We start from the raw sequence: 14,858 nt of genomic DNA on the forward strand, positions 1-14,858 counted from the left end.
GTTTACCGCTCGCTCAGATAGTAGCGATCGGTCGCGTTTAGCCGGTCGTCGAGTTCGTACACGATCGGCTGGCCGGTCGGGATTTCGAGCCCGGTGATCTCGTCGTCGGCGATATTCGACAGATGCTTGACCAGCGCGCGGAGCGAATTGCCATGGGCGGAGATCAATACGCGCTGGCCGTCCTTCAGCGCCGGTGCGATGCGGCCTTCCCAATAGGACAACACACGGGCGATCGTGTCCTTCAGGCTTTCGGTCTGCGGAATCGCGATGCCGGCATAGCGACGGTCGTTGGTCAGGTCGAAGTCACCACCCGCCTCCATCGCCGGCGGCGGAATGTCGAAGCTGCGGCGCCAGATGTGCACCTGCTCCGCCCCATGGCGCGCCGCTGTTTCCGCCTTGTCGAGCCCGGTCAGCCCGCCATAATGCCGCTCGTTCAACCGCCAGTCCTTCTCGACCGGCAGCCACAGGCGCCCCATCGCCTCCAGCGCGAAATGCAGCGTCTTGATCGCGCGCGTCTGCAACGACGTGAAGCACTGGTCGAAATCGAGGCCCTTGGCGGCCATCAGTTCGCCTGCCGCCCTGGCCTCGGCCGCGCCCTGCTCGGTCACGTCGACGTCCCACCAGCCGGTGAAGCGATTCTCCAGGTTCCAGGCCGACTGGCCGTGGCGGATCAGGACGAGCGTGGGCATCGGGGCACTCCTTGCGGGCGGATGGCGCGCTCTGTAGCGATTGCGGGGGCAACGGCAAACCGGAGAGAAGAACCATGGCGATCGTGCGGCAGACCCTGGTGTATGACGGCCCCGGCGGCCCGTTCGAAGGCGTGATCGCCTATGACGACGAGGTCGAGGCCGCGCGGCCCGGCGTGATGGTCGTGCCCAACGTGCTGGGCCAGAAGGAAGCCGATAATGTCCACGCGGAGAATCTGGCGAAGCTCGGCTATGTCGGGTTCGCCTGTGACGTGTATGGCCAGGGCAAACGGACGACACGCGGGCCCGACCAGGGCAAATACATGAACGAGATGCAGGCGGACCGCGGTCTGCTGCGCGACCGGCTGGCGGCGAGCCTCGCCACGCTGAAAGGGTTCGCCTTCGTCGATTCGGCCAAGACCGCGGCGTTCGGCTATTGCTTCGGCGGCAAGTGCGTCCTCGACATGGCGCGTGCGGGTCTCGATTTCCTCGGCGGGGTCAGCTTCCACGGCGTCTACGACCGGCCCGACTATGCCACTGTCACGCCAATCCGGCCCAAGTTGCTGGTCTGCCACGGCTGGGACGACCCGATCGGTCCGCCTGAGGCGGTGGTGGCGCTCGGCAAGGAACTGACCGACGGCGGCGCCGACTGGCAGATCCACGCCTATGGCGGTGCCGGCCACGCCTTCACCGACGTGGAGCTGAAGGGCAAGACGATCGCGCCGGGCGTCGGCTACGATGAAAAAGCCGACCGCCGCAGCTGGGAAGCGGCGAAGGACTTTTTGGCGGAGGTGTTTGAATAAGATCGCTGCACTCGCACCAGCCCGAGTCTTATATTCCGCGCGATCACAATTGAATCCGCTTTGGTATCAAGAAAGGCGTGCGAAGCGTCATCTTTCATCGAACCTCGCGTTGGACGAGGCAACGCAACGACCGTTTTGAACCCATCCTAGGTTCGGCGACTTTTAAGAACGACTTACTCTTGCTGCGGAGGCGAAACTACTCGCCCCATAGCAGGAGAGAGTGAATGGCGGACGATAAGCTACCGCATTTCGACCCGAAAATCATCGATCAGACGCTGGCGGCAGCGCAGGCACATGGTCGGTCATTGCAGGCTCAAACCGTCGATCATACGATGGGATTGACGGACGGCGCGCTCAAGCTCGGTGCTCAATGCATAAGCGTGACCGTTCAAAATGGTCAGGTCTGTCTCGAGCTCCCGCTGGGGATCGGAAAGGTCTGCCTTCCCGTGCCTGGTTGGGTTCCGAGCGGCACGGCGGCACAAGCCTGCCTCGATATCTGTACCAAGTTCGGTTTCCCTTGCGGCGTAGAGGTCACCGTTTCGGTCGCGGGCCAACGCATCCTGCAAAAAGGGTTTGGCTGTAGTTGCTGATCGGAGCGAAAGCGGCGTTGGCGACCAGTGCTCTCTGGTCACCAACGCCGCCCCCTCAAATCCCGTCGATCACCTCCGCGATCGTCTCCAGGCACGCGACCGCGAGCACCTTGCATCGGTCCGGTGACCAACCGAACTCCGCATCCGGGTTGGGATCGTGGTCCTTGAACGGCATTTCCAGCGTCATCGCGACCGAGCCGTAGCGTTCGGCGAGCTGGTTGGTCGACATGGTCAGGTTGGCCTTGCCCGGCGCGGACTTGTCATAGCCCTGTTCGGTCTGGAATTCGGGCGTGCGCGCGGCCAGGCGGCGGCCGAAGTCGTAGAATTTCTCGCCGAACGCGTCGGTCCAGCTAGGGATGCCCTCATAGCCCGCCAGGAAATTGGCCGGGATCGCCTCGTCGCCGTGCACGTCCATCGCCAGCGCGACACCGGTCGCGTCCATCGCGTCACGGACCAGCTTGACCTCGGGGCTGCGCTCCATCGTCGGCGCGTGCCATTCGCGGTTGAGGTTCACGCCGACGGCATTGGTCCGCAGATGCCCGCGATAGGTGCCGTCCGGGTTCATGTTGGGCACCACATGGAACGTGCATTTCGCCTTGACCGCCTCCGCCGCCGGGCTGGTCAGCCATTCGAGCGCGCCCTCCATCCACCATTCGGCCATGCTCTCGCCGGGATGCTGGCGCGCATAGAGCCAGACCGGCTTCGGCCCGCTGCCGATGGTGAACAGGTCGATCGCGCGGCCGTCGATGCTGTGGCCGAGCTCACGGTGCGTGACGCCGGGCTTGGCGGCGTATTCGGCGACCAGCGCCTCATGCCGCTCCATCGTGTAGGGCGCGAAATAGGCGAACCAGATGACTTGTGCGTCGCCCGTCCAGTCGAACTCCAGCACGCCATCGGCATAGCGCGTCGGGACTTGCCGCCAATGGACGCGATCGGTCGAGGCCCGCGCCTGATAGCCCGGCCAGCCGAACGGATAGGCCGAGCCGCCGGCATTGAGGATGCGGAAGGTCAGCGTCCGCCCCGCCGCATTGGCGACGCGGAACGAGAACCATTGGTAGAAATCCGAATCTTGGTCCTTGCGGATGTTCAGGTCGATTCGGTCGCCATCGATGGCGACGAGGTCGATATTGCCGCCGTCGAAGGTGGCGGAGAGGGCGGGCTGGGTCGAAATGTCGGTCATTTCACCTCGATAGTGCGTCCGGATTCGCCGGGGAAGCCCGTGAACAGCGCACCGGCCAGCTTCGCCGACAGCGGTATCGCCTCCGGCCGGCCGGGCGTGCGGACCGCCCGGCCCTGGGCGCGGCCTTCCCACACGCCCTGGTCGCCCGCGCGCAGGTCGATCTTGACCGACAATTCGGTCGCGACCGCCTCGCGCAGCTTGCCGCGGCCGATCGGGATGCCGACGCCGCCGCCGATCCCGACCCCGCCGCCGCGCCCGCCGCTATAGGTGCCCCCACCCAGGCCGATGCTGAACGAGGACGGCTCGCGGAACGGATGGACGTCGCTGCGCACCGCGACGCGCGCGAGGTAGGTCGGCTTGGCGTCGACGGGCACGACGGTATAGCCTCGCTGCGTCAGCGCACTCGCCACCGCGTCGGCATAGCCGGAGAAATCGGAGCCTTCGAGCGCACCACGGTCGGCCACCACCGCGATCGTGCCGGGCGCGACTTGATCGACGTGGAACCGCGTCACCTCGACCGGATAGCTTGCCGTCGATGCCGCGCATCCCGCCGCCAGCAACGCCCCCGCCAATACGATCACGTTCCGCATCTGCTTTACTCCACGCTCGTCGTTGCCCAAGTGCAACGCATCGGCCCGCCGACCCGTTTCGCGCACGGCGTTCGGGTTGACTTCGCCAGACACCCGCTATAGGCGCGCGCCTTCACTTTCCATCGCCAGAATCGAAAAAGAAGCGCGCTCCCATGAAGATCCGCAATTCCCTGAAGTCGCTCAAGGACCGGCATCGCGACAACCGCGTGATCCGTCGTCGTGGCCGCACCTACGTCATCAACAAGACGAACCGTCGTTTCAAGGCGCGTCAGGGCTGAGGCTGAGGCAGCGGATTAGCAGAGCTAATCCGTGAATGGCCGAAGCTCGGCCGGCGGGTCGCGCAGCAGCCCGTCCGACGACACCGGATTTACTCCGGTGTCGGGCTGCGGCCCTCACAACATGACCCAGCCGTCATCCGTCATCTTCGATGTCGGTCGCGTGCTGTTCGATTGGGACCTGCGGTTCCTGTACGAGCGTCTCATCCCCGAGGATGCGGCGCTCGACGCGTTCCTGCGCAACGTGGTCACGACACAGTGGCATTTCCAGCACGACGCCGGGCGGCCGTTCGCGGAGACGTCGGCCGAGTTGACCGCGCTGTATCCGCATCATGCCGAGCTGATCGCCGCGCTCGGCCCGCGCTTCAACGAGACCAACCGCGCGATGATGCCGGGGATGGAGGCGTTGGTCGCGGAACTCGATGCGGCGGGCGTGCCGCTCTACGCGATCACCAACTTTTCGGGCGAGTTCTTCCCGCCGTTCCGCGCAAAATGGGCGGCCGTGTTCGACCGGTTCCGCGACGTGGTCGTGTCGGGCGACGAGAAATTGATGAAGCCTGACGCCGGGATCTATCACCTCGCGCTCGACCGGTTCGGCCTGGACGCCGCACAAGCCATATTCGTCGACGACAATGCCGCCAATGTCGCGGGGGCGGAAGCGGTCGGGATGCACGCCGTGCTGTTCACCGGCGAGCCGCGATTGCGGGCCGACCTACGCCGATTGGGATTTCCGCTCGCGGATCAAAAGACCGCTGCATCAACGCTTTGATTACGGACGCCGATTAGGGTCGCCGGCATGAGTGGCCAGTTCGTCGCGCGATGCGATTCCGACCGTAACCTGATCCAATACACGCTCGACGGCTTTTTCGGCCCGGACGACCTCGGCACGATCCAGGCCGAACGGCGCGCGGCACATGACCAGTTGCACTGCGGGCCCAACCAGCATGTGACGCTGTGCGATGTCCGTGGCTGCAAGATCCAGTCGCAGGCGGTGCTCGCGATGTTCCGCACGATCGTCGGCGAGGAGAGCGGGCGCGCGCGTCGACTGGCGTTTGTCACTGGCGAGTCGCTCGCGCGCACGCAGGTTCGCCGCATCCGCGACGCCGATCCGCAACGGATCGGGGTGTTCGAGACATCCGAGCTCGCGGAACGCTGGCTGCTCGCCGAGCCGGACGTACCGCTCGCGGCGTAGCCTCGCATCAAGCCCAGCGTGCCGGGGCTGTGGCTATCGCCGACGCGCCGGCCTCAGCCGACGCGGCGGGCCAGCGCGCGCAGCGTGGCGAGCGTTTCCTCGAGCGACGGATCGGCCGACGGCTGCGGCTCGACCGCAGCGGGCGCCGGCTGCTGACGAGCGACGCCACGCTCCAGTCGGGCGAGCAGATCGTGGATCGTCGCCTGCGGCAACGGCGTCGTCGGATCGGTGCCGGCGACCGGCGGCATCACGAAGGTCTCGATCCGCTCGTGCGCGGCGAAGCGAGGCGCCGCGACGGGATCCGGCTTCGGCGTCGGCGCGATGACCTCGAGCGGGGTGAACGGCTGAATCGGCGCCGGGGCGACGGGATCGGCTGGCCGCACGATCGGCAACGGATCGGGTTCGGGCAGCGGCGCTTCGAACGGCGACAGGTAATTCGCCATCGGCGTGTCGAGATCGATCGGCAGCGCGCGCTCGACCGGCTCGACGGCCTCCGCCTTCACTTCCAGGAACGGCGTGCCGAGGTCGCGGTGCGCGAACACCGGGCGGCGCGCCGGCGCATCGGGGTGGGCGTCGGCGCGGCGAAGCACGGGAACGCCGTCCCGCGCCGCATGGCGTTGCGCCAGCATCGTGCGCGTGCCGACCAGCAGGAAGATACCGAACCAGATCGCCCCGCCCGCCCCGATCCCGGCGAGCATCGCCGCCGTCAGCCGTGCGGTCGTGCCGAGCGGCGGTTGCGCCGCGGTCAGCAACGACGCGATGCCGCTGTCGACCGCCATGTCTTCCAGGACCGCGACCGGCATCAGCAGGAATGCGATCGCGACGATCGCCCCCACGACGATCCCCGCGGCCGGCGCGATCGGCACGGCGATTCGGCGATCGCCGCCGGTGGCCCGGTCGGTCATCGCCCGAATCGTCGGAATTATGCGCTGGCGACCCATGATGGCGTCCATGTGAGACCCGATTTCCGCTGTTCAACTAGTGTTTGGTAAACGGGGGCGTAACGCGAAATGTTTGACGACCAGTTACGGTCCTGCTCGACCCAGCGCCGCGCATCATCGCGGCGCGCGTTCCAGCTCGCCCGATCGGCGAACAGCATCGCCAGCGCGCGCGCCGCCGCCGCCGGATCGCCCGGCGCGAACAGGGTGCCGGTCTCGCCGTCGCGAATCAGCTCGCGATGGCCGCCGACGTCGGACGCCGCGACCAGCCGCCGCTGCGCCATCCCCTCCAGCGGCTTGAGCGGAGTCACCAGGTCGGTCAGCCGCATCTTCCTGCGCGGATAGGCCAGCACGTCGACCAGGCTGTAGTAGCGCTCGACCTCGTCATGCGGCACGCGGCCGACGAAGCGGATCGCGGCGGCGGCCGGCGAGGCGGCGGCCTGCGCGCGCAACGCATCGGCCATCGGCCCACCGCCGACCAGCAGCAGCTTGGCCTTGGGTCGCGCGGTCAGCAGCAGCGGCATCGCCGCGATCAGATCGTCGAGCCCTTCGTAATCGTAGAAGCTGCCGATGAAGCCGACCACGTCGTCGCTTGTCGTCAGCCCGAGCTTGGCGGCAAGCTTAGCGTCGCGCGCGACCGGCACGCCGAATAGGTCGAGATCGACGCCGTTCGGCGACACCATGATCTTGGCCGGATCGATCCCGCGCGCGACCAGGTCGCGGCGCAGCCCGTCACAGATCACCGCGACCGCATCTGCCCGGCGCACCGCGCGCGTCTCCAGCCACTTGATCGTACGGTATTTGAGTGAGCCCTCGACGCCGGTGCCGTTGCCGACCGCGGCATCCTCCCAGAACGCCCGGATTTCGTAGAGCACCGGCAGCCTGAGCCGCTTGCCCGCCCGCAACGCGGCGATGCCGTCGAGCACCGGCGAATGGGCGTGGATGACGTCGGGGCGGAATTCCCGCGCCACCTCGGTCACGCGATCGGTGAGCACGGCGATCTCGCGCCATTCGTGGATCGGGCTCCGCGCCGGTGCGGGCAAAGGGGTGCGGTGGAAGGTGAGGCCGTCCACGACCTCGCTCGTCGCGCCGCTCGCGCCCTGTCGCGCGCCAGTCACCGCCGCGACCTGCCACCCGTTCGCGATCTGCGCCTTCAGGATGGCGCGCGTGCGGAAGGTGTAGCCGCTCTGCAGCGGCAATCCATGGTCGAGGACGTGGAGGATGCGCATCGCGCGGCATCATGCCCCGGCCTCCTTAACGTGACGATAACTCGCGGGGGTTAGGCGTTTTCCACCGTTCGTCCGGAACGGAGGATGGGACGGCCGGCACCGATGATCGACAATTTCGCGCTCGGCATCAGCCACGGCCTCATGCTGCTGACGATCGTCCTGTTGCTGCGCCGCCGCGACTTGGACGACGAGACGCCCGAGCAGAAGACCAAGTCCTTCAAGCGCAAATGATCCACGATCTCGCCTTTGTCGGGTTCCTGGCCGCGATCATGGGGCTGGCGCTGCGGCGGCCATTCCTGTTCATCCTGGCGTACGTCTATATCGATATCGTCTCGCCGCAGCGGCTGACCTACACGCTGCTCAATTCGGTGCCGATCTCGCTGATCGCAGTGGCGCTGGCGGTCGGGTCGTGGGCGCTGGTCGACGACAAGAGCGATGCGCGGGTCGCGCCGCGCCAGCTGATGATCCTGCTGCTGCTCGGCTGGTGTGCGTCGACCACGTTCCGTGCCGATTTCCCGGCCGACGCGCTGGATAAGTGGGACTGGGTGTGGAAGGCGCTGGCGTTCGCCGCGTTCCTGCCGCTGACGCTGCGCACGCGGCTCCGCATCGAAGCGTTGCTGACCTTCATGGTGCTGTCGGCCGCCTCGATCGTCATCGTCGGCGGGATCAAGACGCTGGCGGGCGGCGGCGGCTATGGCGAGCTCGACCTGATGGTCTCGAACAATTCGGGTCTGTACGAGGGCTCGACCATCTCGACCGTGGCCATCGCGATCATCCCGACGATCCTGTGGCTGTCGAAGCACGGCACGATCTTTCCGAACGACTGGAAGCGCAAGCTGTTCTGCTACGCGCTGATCTTCGCCTGCCTGCTGATCCCGATCGGCACCTCGACGCGGACCGGGCTGCTGTGCATCGGGCTGTGCGCGCTGCTGCTGCTGCGCGATTCGAAGCGGAAGTTCCTGTATCTCGCGATCATCGGTGCGATGGCGCTGACCGCGATCCCGTTCCTGCCCAAGTCGTTCACCGACCGCATGTCGACGATCCAGTCGTACCAGCAGGACGAATCCGCCGCGACTCGAGTCGCCGTCTGGGCGTGGACGTGGGATTACGTGAAGCAGCACCCGATGGGCGGCGGGTTCGAAATGTATCGCCAGAACCACATCCGCTACGACATCGTGAAGGTGGACGGGACGAAGGACAATGCGAAGCTCGATTCGACGCTGACCACCGATCGCGCGCGCGCCTATCACTCCGCCTATTTCGAGATGCTGGGCGAGCAGGGCTGGCCCGGTTTCCTGCTGTGGCTCGGGATCGGGCTCGCCGGATTGTTCCGAATGGAAGTAATCCGCCGCCGCTATCGCAAGGCGGAAGGCGACGAGGCGTGGATCGCGCCGCTCGCGGGCGCGCTGCAATCGGCGCACATCCTCTACATGCTGGGCGCGTGCTTCATCGCGATCGCCTTCCAGCCGTTCATGCTGATGATGGTCGGCGCGCAGATCGGGCTCGACACCTATCTCAAGCGCAAGCGCGCCGAAGCCAGCTTCCGTCCGATGAAGCGGGTGCGGCCGATGACGACGCCGCAGCCGGCGCTGGCGTGAACGGAGCGCCGACCGAACTGCGCGCGCTCACCTCCGCGCGCGGCATCGCGGCGTGGCTGGTCGTGCTCTACCATATCCGCCTGACCGTCGCCGGCCTGCCGGAAGCATGGGTGCGGGTGTTCGCCAAGGGATATCTGGCGGTCGACTTCTTCTTCCTGCTGTCCGGTTTCGTGATCTGGCTCGCCTGGGGCGAGCGACTGCGTGAGAGCGGCTGGCGCGCGGTGCCGCGCTTCTGGCAGAAACGCGTCGCGCGGATCTGGCCGCTGCATTTGGCGATGCTGGCCGGTGCGGTGGCGATCGCGCTGGTGCTGGCGGCGAGCGGGCGGCACGACTCGCTGCGCTTTCCGGTCGGCGAGCTGCCCCTGCACATCTTCCTGCTGCAGAATTGGGGGTTCACCGACCGGCTGAGCTGGAACGACCCCGCCTGGTCGATCAGCTGCGAGCTGTTCGCGTACCTCATGTTCCCGCTGCTGGTCCGCGCGATCGACTGGCGGACGGTGCCGAGCTGGCTGGTGGCGGCCGCGGCGGCGGCGTTCCTGATCCTGCTCGGCGCGGCGATGACCGAGGCGCCGGGACTCGGCTACGACATCGCGCGGTTCGGGCTGGTGCGCTGCCTGTGCGAGTTCGCGGCGGGGACGGCGCTGTGCGCGCTCTGGCAGCGCTGGCGAGCGGCACCGGTGCGCCCGGCGATCGGCGCGTTCGCCGTTGCGGTTCTGTCGGTTGCGGGATGGCTAGGCGGCGTGCCAGAGCCGGTCGCTATCCCCCTCGCCTTTGCCGGCCTGCTGCTCGGCCTCGCGCTGACCAGCGACGCGCGCGGCAATCCGCTCGCCTGCGCGCCGCTGTATTATCTCGGGGAGATCAGCTACGCGACGTATCTGTCGCATTTCCTGCTGTTCTACGTCTTCAAGCTCGCGCTGGTCGAGGACGCTCGCGCCATCCCGCCGCTGCTGATCGCGCTCTATCTCGCGCTGGTGCTGGGTACGTCCGTCGCGCTCTATCACCTCGTCGAGCGGCCGGCGCAGCGCTGGGTCAACGCCCTGAAGCTGCCACGCCGGCCGTCGCCGGGGCGCTTACGCCTCGGCTAGTTCCTCGGTCAGCGCTTCGATGATCGCGCGGTTGAACGCGGGGATGTCGTCGGGCTTGCGGCTGGTGATGAGGTTGCCGTCGACCACCACTTCCTCGTCCACCACCCGCGCACCGGCATTCTCCAGGTCGGTCCGCACCGACGGCCAGCTCGTCGCCTGACGCCCGTCGACCACGTCCGCCTCGACCAGCAGCCACGGGCCGTGACAGATCGCCGCGACGATCTTGTCGTCGTCCATGAACTCCTCGACGATCTGCACCGCGCGGCCTTCCATCCGCATCGTGTCGGGGTTCTTGACCCCGCCCGGGATCACCAGTGCGTCGAACTCCTCGGTGTCGACGTCGCCCAGCGTCATGTCGGGGGTGATCGTGTCGGCCTTCTCGCCGGCTTTCTCCCCCTGGATCGGGTCGGTCTTGATCGAGGCCAGCGTCACCTTCGCGCCGGCATCGATCAGCGCCTGGCGCGGACCGAACAGCTCGTCATTCTCGAAGCCGTCGGTGGCGATCATCAGCACGCGGGCTTGGTTCAGGTCGGGCATCGTCAGTCTCCGTTGGGGGGAAGTCGTGCCGACAACCCGCCGCCTTCGGCCCCGTTCCGGAACGAAGCGATGACCCGCGCATTTCTTTTGCCCAAGCGAACGGAGCGTCACGCCCACGTCATGACCAAGATTGTCTATTGCGACGACAGCCTGCCCGGCATCACGCGGAAGAAGGTGCGGCACGGCTGGGGCTATTGGGATACGGACGGCAAGCGCATTACGGATCGCGAGGAGATCGACCGGCTGAACGCGGTCGGCCTGCCGCCCGCTTATACCGACGCGTGGTTCTGTCCCAAGGCGAACGGGCATATCCAGGCTACGGCCAAGGACGCCAAGGGTCGCAAGCAATATCGCTACCACGCCGATTTCCGCGCGGACCGCGAGGCCGACAAGTACGGCCGCTGCTCGCTGTTCGGGTTGGCATTGCCCAAGCTGCGCGCGAAGGTTGAGGCCGACCTGAAGTCGCGCTCCCACAGCAAGCAACGCACCGTCGCCGCGATCGTCAAGCTGCTCGACATCGGCCATATCCGCGTCGGCAACGAAACCTATGCGCGGACCAACAAGAGCTTCGGCGCGACCACCCTGCGCAACCGCCACGCCAAGATCGACGGCTCCACGATCAAGCTCAAATACCGCGCCAAATCGGGCAAGGAGCGTGAGCTGAGCGTCACCGACCGCAGCCTCGCGCGGTTCGTCAAGAAATGCCAGGACCTGCCCGGCCAGCAACTGTTCCAATATGTCGGCCAGGACGGCGAGCCGCACGGCGTGACCTCGTCCGACGTCAACGATTACATCCGCGAATCGACCGGCTGCGACTTCACCGCCAAGCATTTCCGCACCTGGGGCGCGAGCGTGATCGCGTTCGAGACGCTGGCCACTGCCGACAAGGATATCGGCCTCAAGACGATGCTCGAACCGGTGACCGAAGCGCTCGGCAACACGCCGGCGATCGCACGCAAGTCCTACGTCCACCCCGCGTTGATCGACCTGACGAAGGACGGTCAGGAACGCTTCCGCCAGCGCCTCGACCTGCCCCGTGCGACGCGCTATCTCGATCGTTACGAGCGCGGACTGATCGCGTTCCTCAAATCCGGCGCGCGTCGGCGGCACGCCACCGCGTGATCGCCGACCGGTCGAAGAGAGTGCCATGACTAATACGACAGCGCCCAACCGACTGGTGGCGCATCACGACCTTATCCGCCAATTGAACGATCTGTACGACGCGACTGCCGAATGGTTCGAGACGCACTGGCTTCAGATCCTGATCGCGCTCGGCGCGGGCGTCCTGATCTTCGTCGGGCTGCACGCGCTGAAGTCGTTCGGCAACCGGCTGTGCGGTCGCGATCCGCGCGGGACCGGCTGGTACACGATCTTCGGCCGCGCGATCACCAAGACCGGCAATTTCTTCATCATCATGACCGCCGCGGCGACGGTTTCGGGGATCGGCGAGCCACCCCAGAAACTCGCGCAGATCATCCAGTTCCTGTTCACCATCGCGGCGGTTTTCCAGAGCGCGATCTGGGCACGCGAGATCATCCTCGGCGCGATCGAGCATCGCACGCAGGCCAGCGACTATCACGGCGAAGCGTTGGTCAACGCGATGGGGCTGATCCGCCTGTTCGTGACGTTCATCGTCTTCGCGATCGCTTTGGTGCTGGTGCTGGGGAACCTCGGCGTGAACGTGACCGGACTGGTCGCGGGCCTCGGCGTCGGCGGCATCGCGATCGGTCTCGCCGCGCAGAGCATCTTCGCCGACCTGTTCGCGGCGATCGCGATCATCTTCGACCGCCCGTTCAAGAAGGGCGATGCGATCACCTTCGACAAATCGGCCGGCACCGTCGAATCGATCGGGATGCGCTCGACCCGCATCCGCGGCACGACCGGCGAGGCGCGGATCATTGGCAACAAGAAACTGCTCGATCAGGAGATCATCAACAACACCCAGCGCGAAATGCGCCGCGTGATCTTCACGCTGGGCGTGGTGCAGACGACGCCGGTGTCGGTGATGGACCAGCTGCCCCACCTGCTGAAGGACATCGTCGAGGATCACCAGGGCACGTTCGTCCGCGCCGGCTTCGTCGGGTTCGGCGTGCAAAGCTATGATTTCGAGCTCCAGTTCGATTCGCCCAGCGCGGCGTTGCAGGACATGTTCGACCTGCGCCATTCGATCGGTCTCGCGATCATCCAGCGGCTCAACGACGACGGCATCGCGCTGGCCTATCCGACCCAGACCGGGCTGACTGCGGAGGAAGCCGGCATGATCCGCCCGCGCCGTCCGCGCAAGCTGGCGGAATCGAACGAGACGATCGCCAAGCCCCCCTCCTCGGGCGACCGCTCCGCCGCCGACCAGGAGGGCGGGGCCTAACCCTCCAGCGTGTCGCGCTCGCGACGGCCGAACAGGCGGCCGATGACCTTGCGGGCGCTGGCGAACAGAGCGACGGCGCCGATCGCGATCCACTTGAAGAACGGGATCAGCAGCGCGAGCAACCCGACCTTCTTCGCGACCGCGATGCCGACGCCCAGCCCGACCAACCCGGCGAGACCGTAGCCCGCCGCCTTGTCCGTGCTCGAATTATATTCGGCATAGGTCGCGCCCGACGTGAACTGCGCGACCTTGCCGAAATCCTGCGCGGCGGTGCGCACTTCGGCGAGGTGCGGCATGTCCCACAGCATGTTCATGCTCAGCACGCCCTTCCGCCCGAGCAGGCGGACGTCGTAGTTGAGCGAATCCGCCGAATCGCCGTCGATCCGGAAATCGCGCGCCCAGATCAGCGAATGCGCCGCCTTGTCGTAGGACGGCGGTTGCGCCCAGCCGACGACGTGCATCGCGGGATAGCCCTGCTTCTGCCGCTCCGCATTCACGTCGGGCTCGCTCGAGCGGATGTCGCTCAGCATCTTGTCGTAATCGGCGGTGTCGGCGTCGTCGTCGGTGACGTAGCCGCTGTCGTCCCAGGTGATGACAGCGCCCCAGCTATTGTCGAGGACGGTCTTGTCGGCCGGCATCACCAGCCCGAGTACGCCGTCCGCCGCGCTGGGCGGGTTGTTCCACAGGTCGACCAGCACCCGCCGCGCGTCGTCGGGGCCGATGAAATAATATTTGTTGCCGAGGTGCAGCACGGCGTTGGCGGCGGGGATCGCGACGTCGCCGGTCTGCTTGTGCAGATTCTTCGCGAACGCGACGCGGTCGGCGGCTGGCCCTGGCGTCGCCGTCGCGACCGGCGCGGGCGCATCGGCCCAGGCGACCGCAGCGGGCGCCGTCATTCCGGCGAGCACCAGCGTGCCCGCGATCACGAACCTTTTCATCGCTTCCCCCTCTGTCGGTCGAATCGGCCGATCGTCCCGAACAGGCCGCGAAACCGATCGCGCGTCAAGCGACGCGGCGCCATGCCGTTTTCCGAGTCGCGAGGTAATGTCGTGGCCACGGCGTTTTAGAAGTTCGGGTTCGGCGGTATCGGCCCAGCGCGCGCCTCGCCAACGAGAGCATTATGCTGCACCTGCGATGATTTTCCTGCATACGGTCAGCTCGGGCTTGCCTCACGCGCGCTGGCGAGGCACAGGCGAGCGGCGGCGTCCGCGCCGCACCCACAAGAAGGACAACGACGTGGCCGAAACCATCACCATCCAGGAACGCGCGACGCAGATCGGTAGCGAGAACGTGTCGGACTGGGTCGAGGTTAGCCAGGAGATGATCGACAAGTTCGCCGACGCGACCGGCGATCACCAGTTCATCCACGTCAATCCGGCAATGGCGAAGATGACCCCGTTCGGCGGTACTATCGCGCACGGTTTCCTGACGCTGTCGCTGATGCCGCTATTGTCGTCGAAGGTCGCCGACGCGCCGCAGATCGAGGGCGTGAAGATGGGCGTCAATTACGGGGGCAACAAGACGCGCTTCCTGACCCCCGTCCCCTCGGGCAGCCGCGTGCGGGGCCGCTTCAAGCTGCTCGAACTGGTCGAGAAACGGCCGGGCCAGTGGCAGCAGACCAACGAGTTCACCGTCGAGATCGAAGGCAAGGACAAACCCGCCTTGATCGCCGAGTGGATCAGCCAGATTTTCGTTTAGTATTTGCCGTCGCCCCGGCGGAGGCCGGGGCCGCTGCGTCATGAAACGCAGCGCCTGCAACCAAGCGGCCCCGGCCTCCGCCGGGGCGACGA

At 66.5% G+C, this 14,858-nt stretch carries 18 protein-coding genes; 11 read left to right on the forward strand and 7 right to left on the reverse strand.

Annotated elements, in window-relative coordinates; all coding sequences use genetic code 11:
* Positions 1 to 2: 2 nt before the first annotated feature.
* Entirely contained in the window at positions 3 to 689 is a 687-nt protein-coding gene (gene gpmA / locus J0I47_RS09865) for a 2,3-diphosphoglycerate-dependent phosphoglycerate mutase (RefSeq protein ID WP_294046829.1), read from the reverse strand.
* 74 nt (positions 690 to 763) lie between these two features.
* On the opposite strand from gpmA, the gene J0I47_RS09870 reads away from it, so the two are divergent.
* Together J0I47_RS09870 and J0I47_RS09875 are read left to right on the forward strand one after the other, a co-directional pair.
* Positions 764 to 1,489 (forward strand): dienelactone hydrolase family protein, encoded by a 726-nt coding sequence (locus tag J0I47_RS09870; RefSeq protein ID WP_294046831.1) that lies wholly within the window; start codon positions 764 to 766, stop codon positions 1,487 to 1,489.
* Positions 1,490 to 1,713: 224 nt separating this feature from the next.
* On the forward strand, positions 1,714 to 2,079 hold the full coding sequence (locus J0I47_RS09875; RefSeq protein WP_294046833.1) for a hypothetical protein: 366 nt from the start codon (positions 1,714 to 1,716) through the stop codon (positions 2,077 to 2,079).
* A gap of 55 nt (positions 2,080 to 2,134) precedes the next feature.
* On the opposite strand, the gene J0I47_RS09880 is transcribed toward J0I47_RS09875, so the two are convergent.
* Positions 2,135 to 3,259, reverse strand: coding sequence for a M14-type cytosolic carboxypeptidase (locus J0I47_RS09880; protein WP_294046835.1), 1,125 nt, complete (start codon positions 3,257 to 3,259; stop codon positions 2,135 to 2,137).
* Complete coding sequence (locus tag J0I47_RS09885; RefSeq protein ID WP_294046837.1) at positions 3,256 to 3,849, reverse strand: DUF4136 domain-containing protein; 594 nt, start codon at positions 3,847 to 3,849, stop codon at positions 3,256 to 3,258. The genes J0I47_RS09880 and J0I47_RS09885 overlap by 4 nt, the downstream gene beginning before the upstream one ends.
* Positions 3,850 to 4,001: 152 nt before the next feature.
* Here J0I47_RS09885 and ykgO point away from each other — a divergent pair, with 152 nt between their 5' ends.
* The 3 genes from ykgO (at position 4,002) to J0I47_RS09900 (ending at position 5,316) form a co-directional block, all read left to right on the forward strand.
* Positions 4,002 to 4,127: a type B 50S ribosomal protein L36 gene (gene ykgO / locus J0I47_RS09890; protein WP_003046794.1), complete on the forward strand. Its 126-nt coding sequence runs from the start codon at positions 4,002 to 4,004 to the stop codon at positions 4,125 to 4,127.
* 121 nt (positions 4,128 to 4,248) lie between these two features.
* Positions 4,249 to 4,893 (forward strand): HAD family phosphatase, encoded by a 645-nt coding sequence (locus J0I47_RS09895; protein WP_294046839.1) that lies wholly within the window; start codon positions 4,249 to 4,251, stop codon positions 4,891 to 4,893.
* Between the two features lie 27 nt (positions 4,894 to 4,920).
* On the forward strand, positions 4,921 to 5,316 hold the full coding sequence (locus J0I47_RS09900) for a hypothetical protein (RefSeq protein WP_294046840.1): 396 nt from the start codon (positions 4,921 to 4,923) through the stop codon (positions 5,314 to 5,316).
* Between the two features lie 53 nt (positions 5,317 to 5,369).
* On the opposite strand, the gene J0I47_RS09905 is transcribed toward J0I47_RS09900, so the two are convergent.
* Positions 5,370 to 6,221, reverse strand: a complete 852-nt coding sequence (locus tag J0I47_RS09905; protein ID WP_294046841.1) for a hypothetical protein — start codon at positions 6,219 to 6,221, stop codon at positions 5,370 to 5,372.
* 17 nt (positions 6,222 to 6,238) lie between these two features.
* Positions 6,239 to 7,483 carry a TIGR04063 family PEP-CTERM/XrtA system glycosyltransferase gene (locus tag J0I47_RS09910; protein WP_294046842.1) on the reverse strand — a complete coding sequence of 415 codons (1,245 nt, stop codon included), beginning with the start codon at positions 7,481 to 7,483 and terminating at the stop codon, positions 6,239 to 6,241.
* Positions 7,484 to 7,585: 102 nt separating this feature from the next.
* Between J0I47_RS09910 and J0I47_RS09915 the strand changes: the two genes are divergently transcribed.
* The 3 genes from J0I47_RS09915 to J0I47_RS09925 are packed head-to-tail and all read left to right on the forward strand — an operon-like array spanning position 7,586 to position 10,166.
* Positions 7,586 to 7,714, forward strand: coding sequence for a hypothetical protein (locus J0I47_RS09915; RefSeq protein WP_294046843.1), 129 nt, complete (start codon positions 7,586 to 7,588; stop codon positions 7,712 to 7,714).
* On the forward strand, positions 7,714 to 9,081 hold the full coding sequence (locus J0I47_RS09920; RefSeq protein WP_294047177.1) for a putative O-glycosylation ligase, exosortase A system-associated: 1,368 nt from the start codon (positions 7,714 to 7,716) through the stop codon (positions 9,079 to 9,081). Before J0I47_RS09915 ends, J0I47_RS09920 begins: the two co-directional genes overlap by 1 nt.
* Entirely contained in the window at positions 9,078 to 10,166 is a 1,089-nt protein-coding gene (locus J0I47_RS09925; RefSeq protein ID WP_294046844.1) for an acyltransferase, read from the forward strand. The genes J0I47_RS09920 and J0I47_RS09925 overlap by 4 nt, the downstream gene beginning before the upstream one ends.
* Here J0I47_RS09925 and J0I47_RS09930 read toward each other — a convergent pair.
* Positions 10,152 to 10,703: a type 1 glutamine amidotransferase domain-containing protein gene (locus J0I47_RS09930; RefSeq protein ID WP_294046845.1), complete on the reverse strand. Its 552-nt coding sequence runs from the start codon at positions 10,701 to 10,703 to the stop codon at positions 10,152 to 10,154. The genes J0I47_RS09925 and J0I47_RS09930 overlap by 15 nt on opposite strands.
* 120 nt (positions 10,704 to 10,823) lie before the next feature.
* Between J0I47_RS09930 and J0I47_RS09935 the strand changes: the two genes are divergently transcribed.
* Complete coding sequence (locus J0I47_RS09935) at positions 10,824 to 11,825, forward strand: DNA topoisomerase IB (RefSeq protein ID WP_294046846.1); 1,002 nt, start codon at positions 10,824 to 10,826, stop codon at positions 11,823 to 11,825.
* 25 nt (positions 11,826 to 11,850) lie between these two features.
* Positions 11,851 to 13,068 (forward strand): mechanosensitive ion channel family protein, encoded by a 1,218-nt coding sequence (locus J0I47_RS09940; RefSeq protein ID WP_294046847.1) that lies wholly within the window; start codon positions 11,851 to 11,853, stop codon positions 13,066 to 13,068.
* On the opposite strand, the gene J0I47_RS09945 is transcribed toward J0I47_RS09940, so the two are convergent.
* Entirely contained in the window at positions 13,065 to 14,006 is a 942-nt protein-coding gene (locus J0I47_RS09945; protein ID WP_294046848.1) for a DUF2167 domain-containing protein, read from the reverse strand. The two genes, J0I47_RS09940 and J0I47_RS09945, sit on opposite strands and share 4 nt — an antisense overlap.
* A gap of 298 nt (positions 14,007 to 14,304) precedes the next feature.
* Here J0I47_RS09945 and J0I47_RS09950 point away from each other — a divergent pair, with 298 nt between their 5' ends.
* The gene (locus tag J0I47_RS09950; RefSeq protein ID WP_294046849.1) at positions 14,305 to 14,766 is read left to right on the forward strand and encodes a MaoC family dehydratase; all 462 of its coding nucleotides are present in this window, start codon (positions 14,305 to 14,307) and stop codon (positions 14,764 to 14,766) included.
* Positions 14,767 to 14,858: the final 92 nt, after the last annotated feature.

This window comes from Sphingomonas sp. (assembly GCF_017304635.1).
Taxonomy (GTDB): Bacteria; Pseudomonadota; Alphaproteobacteria; order Sphingomonadales; family Sphingomonadaceae; genus Sphingomonas.

What these genes read in the sequence shown, in the direction of transcription:
- gpmA (WP_294046829.1), bottom strand. Translation starts at nt 689, where the DNA reads ATGCCCACGCTCGTCCTGATCCGCCACGGCCAGTCGGCCTGGAACCTG.
- J0I47_RS09870 (WP_294046831.1), top strand. Translation starts at nt 764, where the DNA reads ATGGCGATCGTGCGGCAGACCCTGGTGTATGACGGCCCCGGCGGCCCG.
- J0I47_RS09875 (WP_294046833.1), top strand. Translation starts at nt 1,714, where the DNA reads ATGGCGGACGATAAGCTACCGCATTTCGACCCGAAAATCATCGATCAG.
- J0I47_RS09880 (WP_294046835.1), bottom strand. Translation starts at nt 3,259, where the DNA reads ATGACCGACATTTCGACCCAGCCCGCCCTCTCCGCCACCTTCGACGGC.
- J0I47_RS09885 (WP_294046837.1), bottom strand. Translation starts at nt 3,849, where the DNA reads ATGCGGAACGTGATCGTATTGGCGGGGGCGTTGCTGGCGGCGGGATGC.
- ykgO (WP_003046794.1), top strand. Translation starts at nt 4,002, where the DNA reads ATGAAGATCCGCAATTCCCTGAAGTCGCTCAAGGACCGGCATCGCGAC.
- J0I47_RS09895 (WP_294046839.1), top strand. Translation starts at nt 4,249, where the DNA reads ATGACCCAGCCGTCATCCGTCATCTTCGATGTCGGTCGCGTGCTGTTC.
- J0I47_RS09900 (WP_294046840.1), top strand. Translation starts at nt 4,921, where the DNA reads ATGAGTGGCCAGTTCGTCGCGCGATGCGATTCCGACCGTAACCTGATC.
- J0I47_RS09905 (WP_294046841.1), bottom strand. Translation starts at nt 6,221, where the DNA reads ATGACCGACCGGGCCACCGGCGGCGATCGCCGAATCGCCGTGCCGATC.
- J0I47_RS09910 (WP_294046842.1), bottom strand. Translation starts at nt 7,483, where the DNA reads ATGCGCATCCTCCACGTCCTCGACCATGGATTGCCGCTGCAGAGCGGC.
- J0I47_RS09915 (WP_294046843.1), top strand. Translation starts at nt 7,586, where the DNA reads ATGATCGACAATTTCGCGCTCGGCATCAGCCACGGCCTCATGCTGCTG.
- J0I47_RS09930 (WP_294046845.1), bottom strand. Translation starts at nt 10,703, where the DNA reads ATGCCCGACCTGAACCAAGCCCGCGTGCTGATGATCGCCACCGACGGC.
- J0I47_RS09935 (WP_294046846.1), top strand. Translation starts at nt 10,824, where the DNA reads ATGACCAAGATTGTCTATTGCGACGACAGCCTGCCCGGCATCACGCGG.
- J0I47_RS09940 (WP_294046847.1), top strand. Translation starts at nt 11,851, where the DNA reads ATGACTAATACGACAGCGCCCAACCGACTGGTGGCGCATCACGACCTT.
- J0I47_RS09945 (WP_294046848.1), bottom strand. Translation starts at nt 14,006, where the DNA reads ATGAAAAGGTTCGTGATCGCGGGCACGCTGGTGCTCGCCGGAATGACG.